The 22,930-nt window shown below is 44.3% G+C and carries 24 protein-coding genes; 8 read left to right on the forward strand and 16 right to left on the reverse strand.

Annotation, left to right across the window (positions count from 1 at the left end; all coding sequences use genetic code 11):
* Positions 1-230 precede the first annotated feature (230 nt).
* Positions 231-1,097, forward strand: coding sequence for an AraC family transcriptional regulator (locus tag BC8716_RS18405; RefSeq protein WP_169715966.1), 867 nt, complete (start codon positions 231-233; stop codon positions 1,095-1,097).
* Between the two features lie 647 nt (positions 1,098-1,744).
* Here BC8716_RS18405 and BC8716_RS18410 read toward each other — a convergent pair.
* The 6 genes from BC8716_RS18410 to BC8716_RS18440 all read right to left on the reverse strand — a co-directional run bounded on the left by BC8716_RS18410 (position 1,745) and on the right by BC8716_RS18440 (position 6,985).
* A complete protein-coding gene (locus BC8716_RS18410; protein WP_094428070.1) occupies positions 1,745-2,224 on the reverse strand; it encodes an SRPBCC family protein in 480 nt (159 codons plus the stop codon).
* A gap of 355 nt (positions 2,225-2,579) precedes the next feature.
* Positions 2,580-3,257 carry a hypothetical protein gene (locus BC8716_RS18415; protein ID WP_257251502.1) on the reverse strand — a complete coding sequence of 226 codons (678 nt, stop codon included), beginning with the start codon at positions 3,255-3,257 and terminating at the stop codon, positions 2,580-2,582.
* A 51-nt stretch (positions 3,258-3,308) separates the two neighbouring features.
* The gene (locus BC8716_RS18420; protein WP_094428072.1) at positions 3,309-3,878 is read right to left on the reverse strand and encodes a DUF6155 family protein; all 570 of its coding nucleotides are present in this window, start codon (positions 3,876-3,878) and stop codon (positions 3,309-3,311) included.
* 123 nt (positions 3,879-4,001) lie between these two features.
* Positions 4,002-5,216: an MFS transporter gene (locus tag BC8716_RS18425; protein ID WP_094428074.1), complete on the reverse strand. Its 1,215-nt coding sequence runs from the start codon at positions 5,214-5,216 to the stop codon at positions 4,002-4,004.
* A 73-nt stretch (positions 5,217-5,289) separates the two neighbouring features.
* Complete coding sequence (locus BC8716_RS18430) at positions 5,290-5,790, reverse strand: DUF6933 domain-containing protein (protein WP_094428076.1); 501 nt, start codon at positions 5,788-5,790, stop codon at positions 5,290-5,292.
* A 310-nt stretch (positions 5,791-6,100) separates the two neighbouring features.
* Positions 6,101-6,985: an MmyB family transcriptional regulator gene (locus tag BC8716_RS18440; RefSeq protein ID WP_094428080.1), complete on the reverse strand. Its 885-nt coding sequence runs from the start codon at positions 6,983-6,985 to the stop codon at positions 6,101-6,103.
* A 117-nt stretch (positions 6,986-7,102) separates the two neighbouring features.
* Here BC8716_RS18440 and BC8716_RS22855 point away from each other — a divergent pair, with 117 nt between their 5' ends.
* From BC8716_RS22855 to BC8716_RS18465, 6 genes are all read left to right on the forward strand, one after another.
* Positions 7,103-7,501, forward strand: a complete 399-nt coding sequence (locus tag BC8716_RS22855; protein ID WP_257251504.1) for an MDR/zinc-dependent alcohol dehydrogenase-like family protein — start codon at positions 7,103-7,105, stop codon at positions 7,499-7,501.
* A gap of 8 nt (positions 7,502-7,509) precedes the next feature.
* Positions 7,510-8,031, forward strand: coding sequence for a zinc-binding dehydrogenase (locus tag BC8716_RS22860; RefSeq protein ID WP_257251505.1), 522 nt, complete (start codon positions 7,510-7,512; stop codon positions 8,029-8,031).
* A 547-nt stretch (positions 8,032-8,578) separates the two neighbouring features.
* Entirely contained in the window at positions 8,579-10,081 is a 1,503-nt protein-coding gene (locus tag BC8716_RS18450; RefSeq protein WP_094428082.1) for a sodium-dependent transporter, read from the forward strand.
* Complete coding sequence (locus tag BC8716_RS18455; protein ID WP_094428084.1) at positions 10,078-10,194, forward strand: methionine/alanine import family NSS transporter small subunit; 117 nt, start codon at positions 10,078-10,080, stop codon at positions 10,192-10,194. The genes BC8716_RS18450 and BC8716_RS18455 overlap by 4 nt, the downstream gene beginning before the upstream one ends.
* 160 nt (positions 10,195-10,354) lie before the next feature.
* Complete coding sequence (locus BC8716_RS18460) at positions 10,355-10,690, forward strand: metal-sulfur cluster assembly factor (RefSeq protein WP_094428086.1); 336 nt, start codon at positions 10,355-10,357, stop codon at positions 10,688-10,690.
* Between the two features lie 171 nt (positions 10,691-10,861).
* Entirely contained in the window at positions 10,862-11,053 is a 192-nt protein-coding gene (locus tag BC8716_RS18465) for a hypothetical protein (RefSeq protein ID WP_094428088.1), read from the forward strand.
* Between the two features lie 34 nt (positions 11,054-11,087).
* On the opposite strand, the gene BC8716_RS18470 is transcribed toward BC8716_RS18465, so the two are convergent.
* From BC8716_RS18470 to dsdA, 4 genes are all read right to left on the reverse strand, one after another.
* A complete protein-coding gene (locus BC8716_RS18470; RefSeq protein WP_094428090.1) occupies positions 11,088-11,972 on the reverse strand; it encodes a DMT family transporter in 885 nt (294 codons plus the stop codon).
* Positions 11,973-12,212: 240 nt separating this feature from the next.
* Positions 12,213-12,929 carry a YebC/PmpR family DNA-binding transcriptional regulator gene (locus BC8716_RS18475; protein WP_094428091.1) on the reverse strand — a complete coding sequence of 239 codons (717 nt, stop codon included), beginning with the start codon at positions 12,927-12,929 and terminating at the stop codon, positions 12,213-12,215.
* A gap of 229 nt (positions 12,930-13,158) precedes the next feature.
* Positions 13,159-13,926 carry an exodeoxyribonuclease III gene (locus tag BC8716_RS18480; RefSeq protein WP_094428093.1) on the reverse strand — a complete coding sequence of 256 codons (768 nt, stop codon included), beginning with the start codon at positions 13,924-13,926 and terminating at the stop codon, positions 13,159-13,161.
* Positions 13,927-14,055: 129 nt separating this feature from the next.
* The gene (dsdA, locus tag BC8716_RS18485) at positions 14,056-15,378 is read right to left on the reverse strand and encodes a D-serine ammonia-lyase (RefSeq protein WP_094428095.1); all 1,323 of its coding nucleotides are present in this window, start codon (positions 15,376-15,378) and stop codon (positions 14,056-14,058) included.
* A 144-nt stretch (positions 15,379-15,522) separates the two neighbouring features.
* Here dsdA and BC8716_RS18490 point away from each other — a divergent pair, with 144 nt between their 5' ends.
* Positions 15,523-16,068 (forward strand): D-glycero-alpha-D-manno-heptose-1,7-bisphosphate 7-phosphatase, encoded by a 546-nt coding sequence (locus BC8716_RS18490; RefSeq protein WP_094428097.1) that lies wholly within the window; start codon positions 15,523-15,525, stop codon positions 16,066-16,068.
* 23 nt (positions 16,069-16,091) lie between these two features.
* Here BC8716_RS18490 and BC8716_RS18495 read toward each other — a convergent pair whose 3' ends face one another.
* The 6 genes from BC8716_RS18495 to BC8716_RS18520 are packed head-to-tail and all read right to left on the reverse strand — an operon-like array spanning position 16,092 to position 22,903.
* On the reverse strand, positions 16,092-16,910 hold the full coding sequence (locus tag BC8716_RS18495; RefSeq protein ID WP_094428099.1) for a sugar phosphate isomerase/epimerase family protein: 819 nt from the start codon (positions 16,908-16,910) through the stop codon (positions 16,092-16,094).
* Positions 16,907-17,881, reverse strand: coding sequence for a DUF6005 family protein (locus tag BC8716_RS18500; protein WP_169715967.1), 975 nt, complete (start codon positions 17,879-17,881; stop codon positions 16,907-16,909). The genes BC8716_RS18495 and BC8716_RS18500 overlap by 4 nt, the downstream gene beginning before the upstream one ends.
* Positions 17,874-18,140: a petrobactin biosynthesis protein AsbD gene (gene asbD / locus BC8716_RS18505; protein WP_094428102.1), complete on the reverse strand. Its 267-nt coding sequence runs from the start codon at positions 18,138-18,140 to the stop codon at positions 17,874-17,876. Before asbD ends, BC8716_RS18500 begins: the two co-directional genes overlap by 8 nt.
* Positions 18,137-19,375 carry an AMP-binding protein gene (locus BC8716_RS18510; protein ID WP_094428104.1) on the reverse strand — a complete coding sequence of 413 codons (1,239 nt, stop codon included), beginning with the start codon at positions 19,373-19,375 and terminating at the stop codon, positions 18,137-18,139. Before BC8716_RS18510 ends, asbD begins: the two co-directional genes overlap by 4 nt.
* Entirely contained in the window at positions 19,369-21,111 is a 1,743-nt protein-coding gene (locus BC8716_RS18515) for an IucA/IucC family protein (protein ID WP_094428106.1), read from the reverse strand. Before BC8716_RS18515 ends, BC8716_RS18510 begins: the two co-directional genes overlap by 7 nt.
* On the reverse strand, positions 21,083-22,903 hold the full coding sequence (locus BC8716_RS18520) for an IucA/IucC family protein (RefSeq protein ID WP_094428108.1): 1,821 nt from the start codon (positions 22,901-22,903) through the stop codon (positions 21,083-21,085). Before BC8716_RS18520 ends, BC8716_RS18515 begins: the two co-directional genes overlap by 29 nt.
* Positions 22,904-22,930: the final 27 nt, after the last annotated feature.

Genomic DNA, 22,930 nt, shown 5'->3' on the forward strand with positions numbered 1-22,930 from the left:
ATGGTAAAGTTTTATCATGCCCTTCTACTAGCTACATTGTGTTATTCTGTATCTCTACGAGGATTCCATTGAACACTCAAATCCCCATTTCATACATACACCTTTTCCCTATGATGATGGCATACTTCGCCTAAATAATTTGGCGGTAACAACCTGTCACAATTGAGCACAGATGAACAGGAACAGCTAACACCATGTTAGTAGACTAAGGATAGAAAGGAGAACACACGATGGACAGCCTTCAAAGAATGCTTAATAGCATTGAGTATATAGAAAGCCATTTAGACAACGAGCTTTTGCTTGACGAAATTGCTGCGATTGCTTGTATGTCAAGGTTTCACTTTCAACGGATGTTCCGTATGTTAACTGGCTATACCGTAACTGAATATATTCGGAATCGCCGTATTACAATAGCTGCACAGGAACTAGTTCATTCCAAATCTAAAGTAATCGATGTGGCAATGAAGTATGGGTACGAAAGTCCAGAAGCTTTTACGAAAGCATTTCGGCGAATACATGGTATCCCTCCATCAGATGCTAAGAAACATAGTCAATCCTTGAAGGCTTACCCAAAGATCTCTTTTCAAATTCAGTTAAAGGGTGATGTGGAAATGGATTACAAGATTGTTGAGAAAGATGCGTTTACCGTTGTAGGAAAAAGCATTCGTACCACTACAATTTGCGGAGAGAACAACCAAAAGATTGCAGCTTTCTGGAATGAATCGAATCAAAATGGATTGTCAAAAGAGCTTGCCAAAAATTGCGGCCCTCTTGGATTGCTTGGCATTTGCATTGATTTTGACAAACAGCAAGAAAATCTAACCTACTTAATCGCCGCAGAAAAGAATATTGATCAAATTCCTGTTGAATGGGAGACGAGACAAATTCCTGCAGCTACTTGGGCGATTTTTCCGGTACACGGGGCAATGCCTGATGCAATGCCAAAGGTATGGGATCGAATCTTTTCTGAATGGTTTCCGGCAACTGGATATGAACATTCAGGCGGACCAGAAATGGAAGTATACTTAAGTGATGCTGATCCTTATTCAAAAGATTATTACAGCGAGATATGGATTCCAATCGAGAGGAAGGGGTGACTAACCCCCGGTCGGTTTCGGTTAAGTTATTCGACGAAGTGTAACATAACGTTCCATTAAGCTCTTAAACCCTTGACTCACTCAATATCAAGAGTCGAGGGTTTTGTGGAAGATCGGCCTTTTTGCGATTCGCCAATAGGCTTTTCGTGGATACGATCTTTGCATTTGAGACTGTCTTTTGTCTATTTTGCAATGTCTATTTTTAAGTTATTTAATGGATTGTTTATTTAATCCGAAATTTTAATAATTATACTCCCCCTCCTACTCCGAGTATGTCAATTAAGTATCATGTAGCTGCTTGACCTTCGCAGGAATACTCACCAGCATGTAAATAAGTTTTCATTCTACTCTTCTCGTTTACTCTAACGCAAACCCTTAAAATGAAAAAAACGTTCATTAGAAAATTTAAAAACGTGAGAATGATTCCATGTCATCTCACGTTAATTCGGGTAATAATTGATTCAATTACTGAAAAGGACAATCTGACTTTCACCATTTTCGCGACTAATTAGTCTGGAAACAGAAACATCCTCTTGAATTTGTGAATTGGTCTCTACACATTGATATGCTGTTACGATCTTCCTCAATCTCCGAACAGCCTAATCAACATCATGCTGAAATAGTGGAGCATCATTTTCCCAAAACCTTTACCTATTTCGATCGAATGCTTCCCGATAAAGTTCCCTTAACTCAACTGAATTATCTTTCCATTCAACTGGTTGTCCGTTGACGATCTGTTTAAACACACCCAGACATCTATGCCATCCTGCGGCAGTATACATCGCCATTTCCTTATCGTCAAAAATGTGGATGAACACCAATTGGCATCCTTTCCCCTCTTCTTGTAATGAGATTCGGATCAAATCATCAACTTCACGGAACTCAAAAGTATAGGGTTCTTTTAATTCCGTTATGATCCCTTCATATGTTGTTCCTTCACCGTCATCGAAGGCAATTTCACCTCCTAATTTGAGGTCCATTTCCCCGGTTGCGAAAGGATACCATTGGGAGAAGGAATGAGGATCCGTAATGACACGGAAAACCTCCTCCGGTTTATAAGAGAAAAACCGTTCAAATCTTAGCGCATAACGACCATTTGCCTGATGTAATGTTGCCAATTGATCCACTGTATTACCCTCCATTACTTTTACATCTTTAAAGTCTTCCTCACCACACATTCAAATAAACAAATTAGGCTCAGAAACCTGCTTTTATCGTACCAAACATTTATATAACTAAAATCAGTACAACAGCAATAACGTCAATTCTTTCGTCTTTGCTCTGCCATTGTTTACAATGTGTTGGGATACTCTCTTCAAGTGTTTCTTTTAATTTGACAAAATAAGATTGCACATTTTAATGTACTATGGCCCAATGGTTTCAACTAGCTTTTTATCGTGAACATTGTGTCTTATCTCCAAACAAATCTTTTTCAGCACGATATTACTGTCATTTAAATATCTCATGCCCCTAATGCCCATATCAAGTCACTTCCAATGCCTGTAATACAACATCCTCATCCATTCCACTTACCTTACTAATTCGGTTCGCCCATTCCTCTACACGGCTAAGCTGTTTTTCTATTTCCCTGCCAGTATTATAACAAATAAAACTTTGGTAATTATCAAATTCCCAATGAGCTACTTGATCGTCCATAAATATACGTTTCTCAACCAGCGGACTTCTGATGTTTCTCTGCGTAGTTTCTCCTGCCGCAATCAACTCATTATCGGAAACCGGCGTCAGGTTGAAGGTCTGATGACTTTCCTTGCCATTTGGCCTTCTATAAGTCACAACAAGGTTCTCCAACTGTGCTGTCAGCTTAATTTGAGCGCCTGGAAAGAATCCTTCCAAAAATTCCTCGGTATATTCCTCATGTTCCCGGTCTATCAGTATAGGCTGAATCCATTGATCTCCAAGATCGCACAAATACTTACGTCCTTCATCATCAATAACGACTACCGCCACATGTAAATCGGGGGTAAATACTGCATATGCTTGTAATTGATTCTCCCTAAACTCATTAATTAACCAAATTGCTAAATCAAAACAGTTACCAGACGTTCCATACTCCTCCCGATGTAATTTCATTAAATCTACCGTTCGTTGCTTGTTAACCGAAGCAATTTGGCTATACCAAGCTTTAGTTAAGGTTTCCATCGGAAAGTCGTCGAACCTTCTCCCAAATGTCAATCACACGCTGAGGCGCTTTCAATGCCCTTCCCTCCTTCCCTTTTCTACTTGAATCGATAGCTGCCCGAATAAGGAATAAAGCTCCTCGTGAAATCCCCAGCCCATTCCGCTTGTATTCATTACTATTGACTTCAATCGTTGATAGAATCGATCACATAACTCTAAATTGTTGTTTATTTTATCTACAACATTTCCATACATGGAGATCATACTATTATAAAATTGTTCATAAATGTCCCCATACTCATTTGCAAAATCCACCCCTACCTCCACATAATAAATCATCAAATCTATCGTTCTAATTTCGTCTTTACACCACTTCTTAAATTCAGTAATTGCTTTTTTGGCAACTGACAATCTCATCTTTGCATCCCCCCGCTCAGGGAAAAACTCATGCAAGATTTGATTTTTTGACTTCTGATAGAGCTCTTCAATGGTCTCTTCAGGATTCAAAAGCACATGTATATAGTTCTTCATTTCCTGACTTTGTTTATAGCCATCGATTAGTAATGTTATCAACGATTCCTTATCGTAAGATTTTAACGCCTTCTTGATCTCAGGAATCGATAATTTCTTAGGGTTGGTCATTTTTGTATTTCCTTTCGTCCCCAATCTAAATCTTAACCGGGTCTCTGTAATGTCCAAGTATTCATTTTATACCTTTACTTTCTTGCTAGACATTGAATCTTCTTGGAAAGCCAAAACTGTCTATTATACGGCTGAGCCTGGCGACCGTTCCGTTTGCGTGCGCATCCAGCGTAGACTAAGAACCCAGCCGCCTAAAGCGATCAGACTGCCTACCAGAAACGGGGAGTTGATTTGGACATCAAACAAGGCTCCGGCGAGAATCGGCCCGCCGATGTTCCCGAGACTCGTGTAGGAAGCATTCAACCCGGCGACAAGCCCTTGTTCATTGCCAGCAATTCTAGAAAAGTAAGTGCTTATCGCCGGGCGTACAAAATCAACTGCCAGAAAAACAAGCGTTACCGATACAACCATCATCCAATATTGGGCCGAAAAAATTGTCGCAACCATAAAAACAGCCATCACCAGCAAGCAATAGACCGTCAGCTTCTTCTCTCCAATCCAATTGATGAGCCGCCCAAAGAGCGTCAGCTGCATCACAGCGCCGACGATTGCACCGATCATAATTAACCACGCAATTTCATTGGGCGTATAGCTATACTTATGGTCAACAAAAAGTCCTAACACTGTCTCAAATTGGGACAATCCGAGCGAAGTGATCAAGATGATTAACAACCCTGTAAAATAAGGGGTGCGGTAAGATTTGGCAAGCTGTGCGAGTTGAGACTCTTTTCTTCGGTCCATACGTGCCTCTGGAGTAGGCAACTTGCTCTTATCTAGCGACTCTGGCAGAATGCTCATGGAAACAACAGCAGATAAGGCGGCAGCTCCAGCAGCAGCGAAGAAAGGCACTCGCATACCGTACTCGACTAAAAAACCACCGATCGCCGGACCGATGATAAAACCTGTCGAAATCGCCGCATTAATCCAGCCCATTCCCATTCCCCGATCCTCTTCTGTCGTAATATCAACGACGTAGGCCATGACAGCGGGCATAATAAAGGCGACAGATACACCGCCAAGCAGTCTTGAGATAAACAGCAAGACCGCATTCGTAGCCAGGCCAAAAAGCAGCTCAGATACAGCAAAAAGCAGCAGACCAGTGACAATAATCCATTTTCGCCCATAACGATCAGACCAACTGCCTGCATAAGGCGCCACCAAAAATTGAATTAATGAAAATACAGCGACCAGCAGGCCAACAATCGTTCCAGAAATGCCAAGAACGTTCATATACGTCGGCATAATTGGAATAACCAAGCCAACGCCTACAAATCCTATAAAGATATTAAACATGAGCAATAAAATAGCCCCTCTGTTTCTTGTTGCCAGTGCCTTCATCCTACAAATTCCTCCGAATTCTCCTCTTATGACTATCTATACATTCATTCTATATCATTACTATCTACGGAGCTTATTTCCTAAGAGCCTCTTTCATCAGTTGTTCTGGATAGTTTTTCAGCTTTAAAATCGGCGTCCGGTTTAACTGTTTGTTTAATGGCAAAATTGTCATTTCACTCAAGGGCAAATAATCCTCTATCATAAATTTTGTCATCAATACCATATCCGTCATAGATCCGAGAACACTACGATTATACGTCTTTGTAAACGTAATTTGATCGATATGCGCTACATACTTATTAATGAGTTCTTCTTCAAGGTTTTCAAAGCGGAGATTTTCTATTAACGCTTGCGTGAAGACTTCATCAATATTTTGGAAATGGATTTTTTTGACTCCAAACAGAATGAAACAAAATCTTGTTTCATTATTCATAAAAATCACGTTGTTTTTCCTTGCCAGGCGAAATACGTTGGCATGCCAACGATAAAATTCATCACTCGGCGTTGTTGTAATTGGTTCTTCAATAAAGTGTGATAGCTCAAATAATTTTTTTGTACATGAGATAGTGATCATTTTAATTGTCCTTTCTAGTCCCTAATACTCCGTCTCTGTACAATATATCATATCTTTCTTCAAATAATAATGAATCCGGCATCCTGCATTTTCGATCTTTCAGTAGACCTGATAGTAAAATTAACGCCTCGATGCTTAAGGTATCCAGTTTGATAAATCTTTTGGCCGTCTTCTCTACTTCTCTCAATAGGGCTATCCCCTAACCAGATTTTTGATCGTTTATTTACTATGTTTTTGGCATTTTTAATAGATATATTTATTTGGTCCAATCCTCTTTTATGCTCAAGTTGGTTTTTTACTAGCCGCTTTTTTATAAACAATCGACAGCACATCCCATTGCTGCAAACACATGACGGGCTGCTTCATCTGCAGGTACAAAGAACTCAATTCGCGGGTAAGCCTGGTCAGTCACAGCAAGGTGCAGCTGATTGTAGCGTATTGGTCTCCGTTTTGTTGAGGCAGGTTGTTGCACAAGAAAATATTTGGCCGTCTCTAAATCATCCTTTGTCGTCAATGCTTCTTTATTCCAAAACGCTTGAATCTCCTCATACTGATCCATCATTCTATGAAATCGATCATACTTCGGATCGACAAATAAAGCGGGATGCTGTTTCTTAAAGGCTTGAATACCATAAATCGCATGGGATTCCCAGCGAGCCTGCGACTCCTCGTCAAATGTAGAATGGACGCGAATCGGTAACTCAGCATTGAAATGAAGATCAATCATATTAAGGGCATCGGCTGCAAATGAGAAATCAGATAGGTCAAATAGCTCACGATAAGCGTCATTAAAGCCAACGATATCCAGCATATCGGTCACGATCATCGCTGGATAGGGCAAATGATGCATCAGCAATCTGGCTCGATCCAATGCCCGCTCCAATTGTCGACCTGCCATTGGCTGTGGAAGCGGCACATAGCCTGCGGAAAGAAGCAGATCGTTACGTTCTTCGCTCGTGCATTCCAAGTAATCAGCGATATTCAACAATATTTGACGTTCAGGTAAACGTTTTGAACGACCCACCAGCAAATTTTTATACGACCGATAAGCTTCGTCATTTAATTCCTGCTGGGTAAAACGCTTTGTCGTCTGGCGAGAAGCCGTTTGTTGCTGCCGCTGAATGCGGAGCTGTTCAATCTTATGCAGGACGCGCTGCCATTCAACGCTTCGGCTATCTTGATGCGAGCTCTTCATGCGGTATGCTCCTTTCTAGTGAAATAAGTGTAGTTCTACACTTGTACTACAAAATTCTCATGCGTATACTTCACAGCATACCGTTTGCTAAACGACAAAACAAGGAGGTAATGACTTATGATTCGTGCCGTTATTGCTACTCCAAACAATAAGGAATCATTTGTTATTCAAGAAACAAAAGCACCACAACCACAGCTATGGGAGGCTATTGTAGAAGTAAAAGCATTTTCGCTTAATCGCGGTGAAGTCGTCGATGCATTACAACGCAAAGAGAACAGCAGGCCAGGCTGGGACTTTTCAGGGATCGTGCTGCATGAAGCATTAAACGGATCGGGTCCTAAGAAAGGAAGCCGTGTAGTCGGGTTAGTGCCTACAGGGGCCTGGGCAGAACAAGTAGCAGTTCCTACAAGCGCTCTGGCCGAGATCCCCGCCGAAATTACGTTTGAACAAGCTGCTACCTTACCTGTTGCCGGTCTATCTGCTCTATACGCCCTTCGTAAAGGAGGATTCTGTTAGGTAAGCGGGTGTTAATTACAGGTTCAAGCGGCGGGGTCGGTTTATTTACTCATCAGTTAGCTGCCTTGTCTGGCGCTTACTCGATTGGCGTTGCCCGCTCCAATTCGAAAGCGAAACTAGTAGAGACTTTTGGTGCTAATGAAGTCCTAGTCGGAGAAGATGTGACCGAAGCCATTGGTGCGAATGGTCCGTACGATTTTATAATTGACTCCGTAGGTGGGAATACACTTGCTGCCCTTCTCCCACAATTGGTTGCCCAAGGCACTTGCGTTTCCCTCGGCCATTCTTCCTCACCAAACACAACGCTGAACATTCTAGGTTTGGGAGGAAGAACACTTTATAGCTTTTTTCTAGGCGAAGAAATCAACTATCATGCGCCTGAGCAAGACCTTGCCATGCTTGCTCATTTGGTCGCAGCAGGGAAATTACAAACAGTGATCGAGATAAGAGAATCTTGGAATCAGATTAACACTGTGGCTCATCAATTGATAGAACGCCGCTTCACTGGCAAAGCAGTGCTGACAATCTAAACCATTCATCAAGCTAAACTCAAACCTCAAGATGTTGATATTACCTCATTTTCGAGGTTTGAGCTGCCTCCTCTATATCATTGCCCGGAGAGTATGAAGATGATTACAAACGGTTAAGCACTAACACAAAAGGGCATTTCTACATCAGCTCCTCTGTTTTAAACACAGGAATCGGTTCGCCACTAACGCGATTCCATTCTTTGGTATTTATAATTGGGTAAAAATGATGCTAAAACGACTCCATCTTTCATAAACGTCATTGCCAGTTAGTATGATTGAATATAGGCTTTATTCAATCACGATAGTTATGAAAGCGATTACAAATAGAGGAGGTTAGCTAAATGGACTGACAAAAGACTAATTCTCTAAACCAACAGCCGATCATAACGGACACCACCCTCCCCCATTTGCTTAATAATTTGGGAAATCAAAGCCTTTTATTTTGATTTTTTTCAGAAAATATCTTTTCAAATGAAGTCAGAAGCGGTAGACTTTTGGAGAAGAATGTTTTTTAAACATTTCATCATTTTTAGAAGGAGGAGTACACTTGGCTCGAGAACAATGGGGAACAAGAGCCGGCTTTATTATGGCGGCTATTGGATCCGCAATTGGGTTGGGAAATATATGGCGTTTTCCCTATGTAGCTTATGACAATGGAGGGGGCGCATTTTTTCTCGCATATTTGTTTGCCATACTTACAGCAGGGATCCCGCTGTTATTAATGGAATTTTCAATCGGCCAAAAATTTAGAGGATCTTCCCCGCTTTCATTTGCGCGCATCAATAAAAAGACGGAATGGCTTGGTTGGTGGCAAGTCGCGATTTCTTTTGTGGTGGCGACATATTATTCGGTAATTATCGCTTGGGCTCTGTCCTATATGGTGTTTTCATTTAATCAAAGTTGGGGCAGCGACACCCAAGGTTTCTTTTTAGGGGACTACCTTGAAGCCACTGAAGCGGGTGTGCTTGGTGGATTGAATGGCAATGTGTTAATTCCGCTTATCATTGTATGGGCAGGCGTATTTGTTATCATGTTAGCTGGTGTAAAAAAAGGCATCGAATGGGCAAACCGCATTTTTATTCCTTTACTTGTTGTGATGTTTTTAGCAATTGTTGTACGTGCCCTCACATTAGAAGGTGCTGTTGATGGATTGGATGTCTTTTTCCGACCTGATTGGCAAGCGTTAGCCCAACCTGGTGTTTGGGTTGCCGCCTATGGGCATATTTTCTTTAGCCTTTCAATTGGCTTTGCAATTATGATTACTTATGCAAGCTACTTGCCTAAGAAAGAAGATTTAAACAATAGTGCGTTTATTACTGCTTTTAGCAACGGAAGCTTTGAGCTGCTTGCCGGCATCGGCATTTTTGCGACGCTTGGTTTTATGGCTGGTAATCTTGGCGTTCCTGTGGCAGAAGTGGCAACGAGCGGCATTGGTCTAGCCTTTATCGCGATTCCTGAAATCATTAATACGATGCCGGGGTTCAATGGCTTGTTCGGCGTCTTGTTTTTCGGATGCCTCGTATTGGCCGGTATTACGTCGTTGATTTCGATTACAGAAACATATATAGCTGGCGTACAAGACAAATTCAAAGTATCACGAACGAAATCGGTTATCGTTGGCGGCGGTTTATCGGCAATCATTTCGTTGTTGTATGCGACTCGCGGTGGCATTAACGTGTTAGATGCCGTCGATAACTTCATTAACCAGTTCGGCATTGCATTTGCTGGCCTTGTCTCTGTCATTATCGTTGCTTGGATTTTGCGCAAGCTCGATTTCTTGCAAGGACATATGAATGAAGTGTCTGATTTCCGTATTGGCTCATGGTGGAAATTTAGCTTAATGTTTATTACTCCCCTCGTCCTTGGCGCCAATTTTGTTCTTGCGTTAATTAATAACATTCGCGCTCCTTATGAGGATATGCCCCTTTCTTTCTTAGCTGTTTCAGGTTGGGGCGTTGCCGGTGCGGCGCTCGTTGTTGGTCTTTTACTAAGCCTGATTAAATGGCCTCCAGGCAAATTGGAAGCTTATAAGAAGGAGGGTGGACAATGAGTGGAAGCGCCATTGTCATGATGATTCTTGGTATGGTTATTCTATGGGGTGGTATGGCGGCAAGCATCACCTATGCGTACATTGTCTCCAAACGTCGCAAAAAGACAAACTAGCCTATGTGATGAAGACAGCGCGTGTCTTGCGCTGTCTTTTTTGGTTTTTCGTGGTCAATAAAGAAAGATTATTTGGACAGACTAGGCCCATAAGCAGATTGCTGGTAACATTCTCTGTCCGTCTGTACAATAGAAGGAAACATCTAGCGGAGGTGAGCTTATGCCTACAGAAGAAGAAAGAAACGAAACGAAAGAACGGGTAATGGCGCAGTTAGAAGAAGTGATTGACCCTGAACTTGGTATTGACATTGTCAATCTCGGCCTCGTTTATGGCATTGAACTTGACGATGAGTTAAACGTGACTGTAGAAATGACGCTGACAACCATGGGCTGTCCACTCGCGGGAACGATTCAAGCGGACGTGAAGCGTGCCCTTTCAGAATTACAAGAACTTGGGGAGATTGGAAAAGTCGATGTGAATATCGTTTGGAGTCCGCCCTGGTCGAAAGATAGAATGTCACGTTATGCAAAAATTGCCCTTGGCCTTCCTGATTAAACCGTACTTTTTCGCTTAATAAGAAAGGCATGGCTTTTGCCGGACGAAATAAGACCCACGTTATGTGACAACAATTAAAAAAGAATAAAGTCTTTGCAATAAAGATTGCCTTAAACCGCCATTTGCTGCAAACTAACACTGTATCCACTACAACAAATGGAGGTCGGCCATATGTATACCCTTGCTCGTTTGCATGACGGCTCGGTAACTGTCCTTCACAGCCAGCGCTATTGCCCCATCAAGGCTTTTACTGATGTGATGGCAGCAAAAGAATTGGCTCGACAAGTACATGCCCGTTTAAGCGATAGTGGCAAATGGCATGTGTTGAAAGTGGGAACAACAACAAAGGAACACCGTTCATAAGCAGGCCCCCCTCCTGCTTATTTTTTTTGGTCGCCTACTGCGAAAAACTCCGTTTTGCCCGTGTTTGTTTGGGCGCAATGGAAGCGAGCAAAAGGCCAAGCAACAGCAACGCAATGCCGCCCCATGAGTAAAAGGAGAGCGACTCCCCAACAAGGCTGACTCCTAGAAGGGCCGCAGTAAGCGGTTCGGCTAATGCAAGCGTTACGGCAAGAGAGCCTGGAATTTCTTTTAGTCCTTTTGTGAATAGCATGTAGGCCAAACCAGTCGCAATTAGTCCTAAATGCAAAACAACAAGCCCATTTTGCCATTGAAGCAGCCAGCTGACCTCAAATAAAAAGAACGTTGGCAACAATACGATCGCGCTAAAAGAAAATATGAATGCCACGACGACTTCAGGCTCTCCTTTGGCTACAAGCCCTTTGCTTGCTAATGTATAAGCGGCAAAGGAAAGCCCTGCCCCTATAGCAAACAAAAGCCCCATCGGTGTCACAACTACGGACTGATCGCCAGCGGTCATTAGCAACACACAGCCAGCGATTGCCATGGCAGTTGCTTGCATCCACCGCTTTCCTGGAATCCGCTTAAAAAAAGCCCATTCCAGCAAACCTGCTACTATTGGTGCGCTCCCAATGGCGATAACCGTTCCCGCCGCAACACCAGTCATTGACACAGCCGTAAAAAAGAACGGTTGGTAGGCAGCCATGGCCGCAACACTCACAAAAAATGGCCATTTCGGCCACCCCTTTATATTTAGCGATTTGCCAGTCAAAATAGCAAACATGAGTAAACTAATTCCCCCGAGCAATAGCCGCGCAGCCCCCACTACTAACGGATGGGCGCCTGTTAAAAACGCTTGAGCTGTCCCGGTTGTTCCCCATAACATCGCAGCACATAGCACAAAAACAATCGCCATCGGCATCGTCCATCGCTCCAATTCTGTCTTAGGTAATAATCGCGTTGGCCAGACACGCTATTTCGAGCAGTCCTGCTTATGCCAAGCAAAACGAGCACATCTTGTTCGTCTGCAAATAGTTTGTTGAAGCTAGTTGGTTCACACGCTTCGATGCGCTACGTGTTTCCTGATAACAAGATATGGAGGCCAGCCTCGTTCCCGTCTGTTAAAAACAGCTGCAAACCAATGGCTAGCCTTGTTCGTGTCTTAAGCTAAGTCAACATTGTGATAAACTTGTTGTACATCTTCCAAGTCTTCAATTGCGTCAATCATTTTTTCAAACTGTGCTTGCACATCCTCTGAAAGCGTCACTTCGTTGTGGGCAATCATCGAAAATTCGGCAACAGAAAACTCCTCTATTCCGGCGTTTCGGAACGCTTCTTGGACAGCATGAAACTGGTCTGGTTCTGCGTAAACAATCACCGTGTCATCTTCTTCAATGATGTCTTTGGCGTCAACATCGGCGTCCATTAAAATCTCTAGTGCTTCATCGGCTGTTTTGCCTTCAAAACCGATCACAGCTACTCTGTCAAACATATAGGCGACTGAACCACTGACACCCATGTTTCCGCCATTTTTCCCAAAAGCAGCGCGAACGTCTGACGCGGTGCGGTTGACATTGTTTGTTAAGGCGTCGACAATCACCATTGCCCCGTTTGGCCCAAACCCTTCATAACGACGTTCCTCATAACTTTCATCAGAGCCGCCTTTCGCCTTCTCAATGGCGCGGTCAATGATTGACTTCGGGACATTGTACGTCTTCGCCCGTTCTAGTACTGCTTTTAAAACTTGGTTTAATTCAGGATCAGGCTCCCCTTGTCTAGCAGCTACATAAATTTCACGGCCAAATTTGGCGTAAATCCGGCTTGTATTGGCGTCTTTAGAAGCTTTTTTTTCTTTAATGTTATTCCATTTACGGCCCATATCGGTACCCACTCTCTTTCCCTTTTTCAATTCCAGGCCACAGCGCTGGTTCTCCACGTTATTATAACGCATAATGACCGACTTGCATAAGCAGAAGTGGTGAATTAGCCCAGTGTCTTTTCATTGTCGGCAATGCCACTTGCTTGAAAAAAGTATCGTTCCACTATCGATAGGAAGACCGAAAAAGCTAGTTGGACGAGACCGAGCAACTAGCTTTAAAACAGTCCAATTATTCATTTAGCTGCAAATCGAGGCGTAGTTCTATCGGACAGTGATCGCTGCCTAAAACCGATGAATGAATAGAAGCGTCGGCAAGATAAGGCACCAACGCCCTGGAAATAAGAAAATAATCAATGCGCCAGCCAATGTTACGGGCTCGGACATTGGCCATGTACGACCACCATGTAAAGGAATCCTCATCATCAGGGTAAAAATGGCGAAATGTATCAATAAACCCTGCCTCGAGCAGTTTGCCAAACTCGGCTCTTTCTTCATCCGTAAAACCTGAATTGCCGATATTCGCTCGGTCGTTTCGAACATCAATCGGCTGGTGTGCGACATTGAGATCACCACAGAAAACAACTGGTTTTTGTGCCGCCAATAGAGTCAAGTATTCCCTAGCTGCTTTCTCCCACTGGAGCCGGTATGGCAGCCTGCTTAAGTCCCGTTTGGCATTAGGGGTATACATCGTTACGACATAGTAGGTCTCAAACTCAAGGGTGATGACGCGCCCTTCGTTATCTGGAAAATGATCGCCGATTCCATATGTGACAGACAGCGGAGAGTGTTTAGTAAAAATCGCTGTTCCTGAATAGCCTTTACGCTCCGCATCGTTCCAGTATTGTTCATAACCAGGCAACTCAAGCGAGATTTGCCCTTTTTGCAGCTTTGTTTCTTGTAAACAAAACACGTCTGCATCCACTTGATGAAAAAAATCTAAAAAGCCTTTTTTTACACATGCGCGCAGGCCATTGACATTCCACGATACGAATTTCATAGTTTTTGTACTCCCTCTCTCTTTATCCAGTGCCCAGTGTAGCATAGGTGAGAGAAAACCAGTACTGTTTTGCTTACGTGAATTTGAACGCTTTTTCTAAACGTTGACGGGAGTATTTGCCCATTGCATCTACTGCTCAGTCCGTAAGTTAACACCTAATTGGTAATCGGTTTCCATGACCTCCTTAGGCACCATGCTTCCTCCTGTCGCCCAGACAAGATGAGTCGCTGCACCGGTATATAACCCTCTCTTTTCAAGCTGTACAGGGCCGTATAATCCCGCAACTGCTGATGGTTCCAAATAGAGGCCTTCTGCATCAGCGAGATCGGCGAGGAGTGTATAGAGCATCGAGTCGGCGATTGTATAGATGCCCTCAAGCAATGGAGCCATCATGCGGCCAACAAAGCCAGACGGCCTCCCTACCGCAAGACCGTCGGCTGCTGTTTGGTTGTCGATTCCAAAGTCTTGGACAGAGACGTGATGGTGCTTTCCAGTTAACATACCAATTAACATACATGGCGAATGGGTAGGCTCCGCAAAAAAACAGCGGATCGCGTCGCCGAAAACGAGCTTCAAGCCGAAAGCAACCCCTCCAGGACCTCCGCCAACGCCACAAGGAAGATAGACATGGAGTGGTTGGTCTTTTGTGACGGCAATTCCCTTTTCCTGCAATTGTTCTTTTAAGCGGAATGCGGCAACAGCGTACCCTACAAATAGATCGATTGAATGTTCGTCATCGATAAAGTAGCTGTTCGGATCGGCGTCTGATTCTTTCCTCCCTTCTTCGACTGCCTTGCTGTAATCGGCGGAATGTTCGACCACACGTACGCCTTTTTCTCGCAACATGTCCTTTTTCCATTGCTTTGCATCGGCTGACATGTGCACCGTCACGCGAAAACCTAGCTTTGCGCTAATGATGCCAATGCTCAACCCTAAATTCCCTGTTGATCCAACAACAATGGCATAAGAAGAAAAAAACGATTGGGTCGCGTCAGTGGCGATCAATGAATAATCGTCTTGTTTAGTGAGAATTTGTTGTTCCACTAACAAGCTTTCCGCATGTTTCAACACTTCATAAATACCGCCCCGCGCTTTAATGGACCCTGAAATAGGCAGCGCGTGATCGCCTTTCAGCAAAAGCCGGCCTGGCACGCTTTGGCCAAATCGTTGTTCAAGCTTGTGCTTCATTGTGGCAATGTCGATAAGCGGCGACTCGATCAAACCCCCTGCCCCTTTCGTTTCCGGAAACACGCTTGCTATGTATGGGGCAAAGCGCCGCAACCGCTGTTCTGCTTTCTTTACGTCCTCTTCCTTTAAAGGAAGGCGTGCTAGCCCTTCGCTTGCAGGCTGCCTGTTCGGATTGGCCCACCACACTTCCTTTGTTGATACAATCTGTTGTAAGAGTGGGTAAGCTTCCAACCATTGCTCTCGGTTTTTGCCTGCTATGTCCACGTTTATCCCTCTCCTTTTTTCTTTAACTTTAGCACATTTAAGAACGATCCAGCTGGGGATATTCCCCGTTGTAAATGCACATCGTAAATGGGAACAACACTTTTGCACCACCGAGGATTTAGGAACATAAAAGGGAGGATCAACATGAAACAAGCTGTTTTTTTAGACCGTGATGGGGTCATAAACGAAGTATTATCCAAGCGTGTCAAATTCGTCAACGATGCAAACGACTTCCACTTGCTAGATGGTGCGGCCGAAGCGATTCGCTTCTTTAACAAAGCTGGCTTTCTCGTCTTTGTTGTTACCAACCAAGGCGGCATTGGACTTGGCTACATGAAAGAAAAAAAGCTCGAGCGTATCCATGAAAAAATGGAGGCCGACTTAAAAGCGCACAGGGCAACAATCGACGATATTGCTTATTGCCCCCATAAACCTAATGAAGGATGTCCTTGCCGTAAACCCAAAGCCTATTTACTCGAAAAACTAGCAGAAAAACATCATGTTGACTTGCCTTCGAGTGTCATGGTAGGCGACCGCGAGCCAGACATTCGCGCGGGCCAAAAGGCAGGCTGTCAAACGGTCTTAGTTCACGCACGCACAGAGGATGATTTCCAAGCAGACGCACGCTTCCCGGACTTGCGCGCCGCCGTTCCATGGATCCTTGCCCAAAAGAGAACTGCAGCCCGTTAAAGCAGCTCTTCTAATGTATCACTCTACATGGGGACTGTTTTCCATTTCATTAATTGCTGCAAGTCTTGTTCTAATACGTGAAACGGATCGTTCCCGAACCATTCAAGCGATACATTGACGCCGTCCAATTGATTGGCCGACAGAAAAGATTCATAATCAACGCACCCATTAAACAGCCGGGCCATTCCCTCTCTAGACCCGGCAGCGGCATAGACGTTTTCCGGTGCAAATACATCTAAGTCTTCTGGCGAGCGAATGTTTTTTACATGCAGATGGCGAATATGAGGCTGTAATTGTTTGAACGCACCGTTTACATCCGCTCCGCTTTCCCATACATGAAGGACATCAAAATTGATTGCTAACCCTGGGTGATCGACTTCCGCCACCAGTTGCAGCGTGGACGGGACTGTATCACATAACGTATGGGGATGCGTTTCGACCAACACATAGTGACCTTTGTCGAAAAAGTAGTCACAAAGACAAGCTAATCGTTTAACAAGATAGGCTCGTTCTGCTTTTGTCGTTTCCTTGCTTCCCTTTGTACCGGCAAATGTGCGGATGTGGTTCGTATTCCATCTCGTCAATAGAAGCGATGCCTGTTTAGCAGCCTCTATTAATGTATTCCATTCCTCATAAAGTGGAAAGTAATCGCTTACCATTGGTACGATAAGGCCATGTTTTTTAAGCCAGTCGCCATTGTAGGATGGAGTGGCAAGCAAGTGGCGGGCATGAGGGGCCCACAATTCAATTCCATCGACATGGTGCGCCTTCGCCCAATCGGCAAGCTGGTCGATCGACACTAATGCATGGCGAAAAGAAATGGTACAAATCGACACATTCATGCGTTCACCCCCCTAGTCTTTTCTTGTAATGGTTTCCATTCCCTAAAATAATCGTATAGACTGTGTTTGATTCGCCTTTCCCGTAGATCTTGTTTTTCCAGTTGTGCAAGCACCGCTTGGTAGTCCTGCTCATGTTTGGTTCGAGAAAGCTTCATTGCCCGGTAATGAATCGTCGTATAGCCTTTCGCCAATTTCTCGATTTCATCGCACCACTCTTCAAACTCAGCTTCCTTAAAGCCAAGCTCCTTCCAAAAGTAAGCAAACGCATGTTCATACGCATATTTGCGGATCGCCAGCACAGGCAACTGTTTTAAAGCTACGTCAAGCGCTGAAAAACGCGCCTTTTCACTTCCATTCACATAGGCTTCAACAATCGTTCGTACCCCTTCAGTAAGGGGATTCGAATGCAACTTCATGCATGTTTGGAAATAGGCCTCGACTGTTTCTGGCGTCGGATGATGGATTCGTTTCGCATCAAAATAAAAGCCACCGCCTACGTCAGGGGAACGGATCGCCTCTAAAATCCGCTCTTTTTCTACGACGCCTTCCCAACGGTAGTCGGGATCGAGCATAAGCCATTGGCTTTCCGTGTCTGTTTTCTCTAACAACACATAGTGGGGGAACGGTTTTTGGTGGAATTTATTTTCCCGTTCTGGCAAAAGCGCCAAATCAAGCATCACCATCACGTTGCGAAAAGGAGGCCTCGTTTCAAGCAACGTTTCAAGCGTGGCGATATTGGCCTCTTTCGTTTGCTCCTTTTTATACCACTCGTGCATGTCGATTCCGTACAAATGACGATACCAGTTTTTCAAAAAGGAATGGTCGATTTTTTCGGAATGATAAGCTAAAGCATACGAATCGTTGATAACAAAATCAGCATCCCACACACCAAAATAATAAGGACGATGGTCAACGCCTCTTTTTTTAAGAACTTCACATATGCAACTGACAAAACAGTGGACTTTAATCATAAAGCGGCTCTTCCTGTTTGTCGGCAACAAACGCAGCCAATGCGCCGACTGTGTAAAATGCTTTTATATCAATGTGCTCATCTGGGATGGCAACGCCATATTTCATCTCTAATTCAAGCAAAAGCTGCAAAATCATAATGGAGTCAAGCGCCAGATCTTCGTTCATTCGCGCGTCTTGATGAAACTGTTCAAGCGTTGGCACTTTTAATTCATGATCTAAAATCGTGTAAATCGCATCCATAGCTTCCTTTTTCGTCATCCTTTTGCTTCTCCTAACTTTACGCGGCTTATTTTTCCGTTCGCGTTTTTTGCAATCTCTTCAACGATGGTGATTTCATGTGGAACTTGATGGGGCGCTAGCCTACTTATGCAAAAGCTCCGCAATTCATGAAGGGATGGCGTTTCTGTCCTAGCAGACACTTGCGCGCAAACACGCTCTCCTGCATAGGAATCTGCCTTTTTATAGACGACGGCATCTTCTACGCTAGGATGTTCGCGCAATACGTGTTCGACTTCGTGGGGGTAAACATTCAATCCCGCGACATTAATCATGTCGTCCAGTCGTTCCCGAAAGCAAAGAGTTCCATCTTGATCGATGTAGCCAAGATCGCCTGTGTTGATTGTGCGGCTGCCAATGGTGACTTGAATCTCGCTAGGATTGTCTCTCGCCGTCCCTGCTTTTGCCTGTACATGGCGAAGGGGCACGCCCAATTCTTCAGAAAAACGAAGTGGCATAGCAATGCTAATACAGCCAGCTTCCGAGCAACCATATTGTTGCAGCAGCATTTGGCTGTTTGATTGGATTAAGTGAAACCATTCCTCTGGCAAGCGTGTTCCCGAGGTCATGACGGACTGAAGCGTTTTCCCATTGCTTAGCTTTGCCAATGCGTACAGAAGTGGCGGGGCACCATACAACAAATGGTTTGGATAATCGGTTAGTTTTTTAAGTATATATTTTGGGTTTTGCGCTGTTAACACAACTACATCCTTATCCTGGGACAGTCCGGCTAACACCCCACTAATGAGTCCATAGGAATGGGTGACTGGACAGGCAACCACGACCGTATTGACGTCCACACGAGCCATACGCTCGGCGTAAGCGCCTAGCTCCTCATCAATCGATGACCAACTGCGCTCCAATTGTTTTGGTACCCCGGTCGTGCCTGAACTAAACTGGACAAGCCCTGGAGGAAAGGGATTGACCGGGTTTGAGAGCGTCAATGGAGCTTCAAACGAATGAAAGAATAAGTAAGAACAACGAGCTTGCGCGGCAATTTTCTTCGCTGCAGCAAGAGGCGTACTTGGGTGGATCGGTACTAAACTGCCGCCTCTTTTTTTGACGTATAACAGGAGCGCAATCCATTTTTCAATTTCTTGTGGGCAGACAGCAATCCGCCATTTTTCGGCTGTTTTCCAGATCGAGTGCTTAGCAAACTGTCGTTCGTACTGCTTCAAATCATCTTTTGTGTAGGTGCTATCATTTACAGCTAACATGAACGGCTTTCCCTCCCAAGTTCATTGTTGACCAAATGGCGACAGTTCTCCTTCCCTGTCACCTTGCTCGTTAGCAGTGACTCTGTAGCGATAACAGGAGCAGCTAACCGTAAAGCTTGCAAACGCTCTGGCGGTACGAGTTCCCTAGCAGCGTAATCACGGATGACGCAGTCGACCAATGCCCAAAATTGCTTCTCGCTGAAGTGGAAATGTTGTTCCAGTTGCCACGATAGTTCTGTGAGCTGATAAACAAAAACTGTATCCATCACTAGTTCCCTTAGTGCTTCAAGGGAAGACATCCAATAAAACTCGTCGGTTTTGCCTGATTGAAATGCTTGATGCAATGTGGAAAATTGCGGAATCCAAGCACGATTTTTTACAAAACTCTCTTTGTATTCGATACTTTCATGAAAGTCGCGCAAAATCACGCGTTTTGGCCACCCCTTTTCAGTCACAAGGATGACGTTTTGCCCATGTGCTTCGAGGGCGATTCCATGTTCAGCTAGGAAATGGATGACAGGGATTACGCTTATTCTGAACAACTGCATAAGCCACGCCTCTATCCCAAACCGCTCTAAAAAAGGGGCGATAAACAACGCGCCGTCTTCTTCTAGCAATGGTAAGGCGTTCATTGGAATCGCCTGCTCCCCTGGCCTCAGTTTGGAGGACACGCTTTCGCGCCAAATACAACCGATCTGGCCGAGGATCGCTTTGTTCCATTGTTTGCCTTTAGGTTCGTATGCCACCCCTGCATACTCCGCTAGGCGCTCAACGCCGATTTCGTCTTTTAAAAACGGGTCACTGTCAATGATGCGTTGTAGCCACACAGAAATGGCTGGAGCCGCAGCAATCAAATGAGGCGGGATTGTGCGAACTGAAGAGGTATTGACGACATTTAGCGGCAATTTTAATTGTGCTTTCGTTCCATGCTTGACATTCATGACGGTTCTTAGAGATTGAGTCGCACAATATGTATCGCCAAATTGGCCTAAGTACAACACGTCCCTCCTTTTGATCGCTTGTTGAAGCAAATGTTCATTAAGCGCTTGCCATTGCCACGGATGAACAGGGACAAACTCGTATTCACTAAGTTGGCCGCCCGCTTCAGCTAATGCTTTTACGAGCGCTTGCCAGACAGAAGTGCCTAATTCCTGCTGCAAAAAGCAACCTGCTTCCTGAGGATAATGGACAATCGCATCTTGTTTGCGGACGCCAAGCCAGACAAGCTGAAATGATTGTTTTGCTTCTGGCCCATAACGATAATGGTCGTCAAATGAAAATCCTTTCCGTGCTTTAAAACAAGGATGGTAGGGATGGCCTTCGATTAGCGCTGCTTCCAATTGCTCACAAGCCAATCCCCTTCTCGATAATGTCTTTCTAAGCTTCATTTCATTCCAATCACTTAGCTTTATTGTTTGAAAGAGTTCTTCCATTAACGCTTGTTTTCTCATTTCTTCGGCAGTCAGTTCATTGACGATTTCCTCTATCTTCGCCAGTCGCACCTGGCGTTCGCCTATGAGTCGGTACGGCCCTTGCTGCAACCGGATCCGTCCAAAAGCAGACCGCTTTCCTGTGCATCGGAACAAATACGAACGACCGTACACGGTAAATACCGTATCGCCATTGTTTTTATTTGTTTCCTTAATGTCCAGCAACCTTTCAAATAGAATTGCTTCCATCAATTGGCGTCGTACACGCGATGCCGCCTTAGAACGTGGGGCTGCCTGCATGTGCATAGGCGACACCTTCCTTTTTGCCCGTGCTTTTAAACGGGTTTTTAATTGAGGTATAGACTGCTTGTTCTAACTCTTCGGCTAATTCATCGACATCGTGGAAGCGCGTCAGTAAATTTGCTTTGCAAGCAAGCTGTTCGTTTCGAAGTAACCCTTCCACAAAGCGCTTGCCTGCTCCTACTAAAGTAACCTCCATTTCAGCAAGCGCTGAACGCAACACTTCAAGTAAAACGGCTTCTTCCTGGAGACCGTCAACACCAAAACGGCAGATTAGCGAAAACACTTGGTTCAAGATCAAATAATAAGCAAATCGGTCGTCAATGAGGGCATCGTTGTAAAACAGTCCTTCGGCTTCCTTTAATTTAGGCTCTTTTGCCAACAGAACGTCTTTATAAGAATTTGCCAAGTAATAGCCTTGATTGTCGCGATAATAAAAAGCGCTCGGGTAGCCGTTATAAATGTTGAGTAGGCTATTTTGTTGGTGTGCTTCAAGTGCCAAACCAAGTTCATCATACAAATGGATAAGTGGCTGAACAGCCACATCAATATAATGTTTAAACCAATGAAGGCTAACTGTGGAAACTGGTAGGCATTCGCGTACCGCGATCTTTTTTATTAAGCTCGCAAGCTTTGAATGGTAGCCAGGTAATGGATCTTGAGTAAGAGCAGCAATAGAAGTGACGCCGGCGCCGCCATCTTGAAAAGGATTTTCACGAATGATCGTTTCAAACCCGCTTTCTTTTATTCCAGGCAAGCGTACCGTCATATAAGCTGGATCCCTGATCATGTGAAATCCCTTATTTATCCGGAGCGTCTTCGAGTGGCGGAGCAACGTTGCTACCAACATTCCTGCCTGAAGCTCATGACGCCGGTTCAATCTGAGTGAGTTGGTGACTTTTACGGGAATCGAAAACTTATACATCCATTTTCCTGATCCACTTGTAACCGTTCGTATCGAAGAGGTTGCGCTAAAAAGCTTTCCCGCTTGTCCTATGTCTTTTATCAACCCTTGCTCCATTGCCTTTAGAACAGAAGTTTGCTTTAGCAAGTATTGGGCTTGGAGCGGATGCATCGGAAAGACAACCCAATTTTGATTGCCTTTATTTTGAAATGTCGGAGTGCCAACGTCTTGTGCCACCAATTCACAGGCGCTGCTCTCAAACAACGAGCCGTGTTCAACAAGGTCATGGTGGACAAGAAAATAATGGAGCTGAAACCGTCCTTTTAGCTCAGGCGCATATAGTGAATGTTGCCAGTAAGCCATACCTTGCCTACTTTTCGGTGTTGGATGGAGCCAATGGCCATATAAAAGCGACTGTTCCGAATCAATAAAATCTTGTTTACATTCGTATAGGTTTTCCCCGTCTTTTTGACGCACATCGATATAGGAGTGCATCGTTTGAAGACTATCAATCATGCGCAACAAGCATTCTTCAATACAAGAGCTTCGCATTTCCGGAGTTGCTTTTGCTTGTGCATGCAACTCTTGTATAAGCAAAAGCATAGCTGAAAAAGGCTCTTCTTGGTGCCACTTTCCTCTTTGCTTAACTTGAAAAACATCCCCAAACGTGTGGCGACCGACAAGGGATCTGTAAAGCACATCGATCCATAACGTTGTTTTCTGCTTTGGCAAATGTAGTTCCATGATGAAAGGGCCGTGCATCTTTTGTTGTAATTCGACTTCATCTACGCTTGTTAATGCCTTCATGCACCCTGTCCCCGTCTCACGAATAAAGCTGTTTACAAACGCTTGAAATGACGCACTTTCGGCAATATGTTTCGTTGATGGAGCCATGTTTTCATCCCTTCTGGAAATCCACTG

Origin of the sequence: Shouchella clausii, from assembly GCF_002250115.1 — a bacterium.
In the GTDB taxonomy this organism is placed as follows: domain Bacteria; phylum Bacillota; class Bacilli; order Bacillales; family Bacillaceae_D; genus Shouchella; species Shouchella clausii.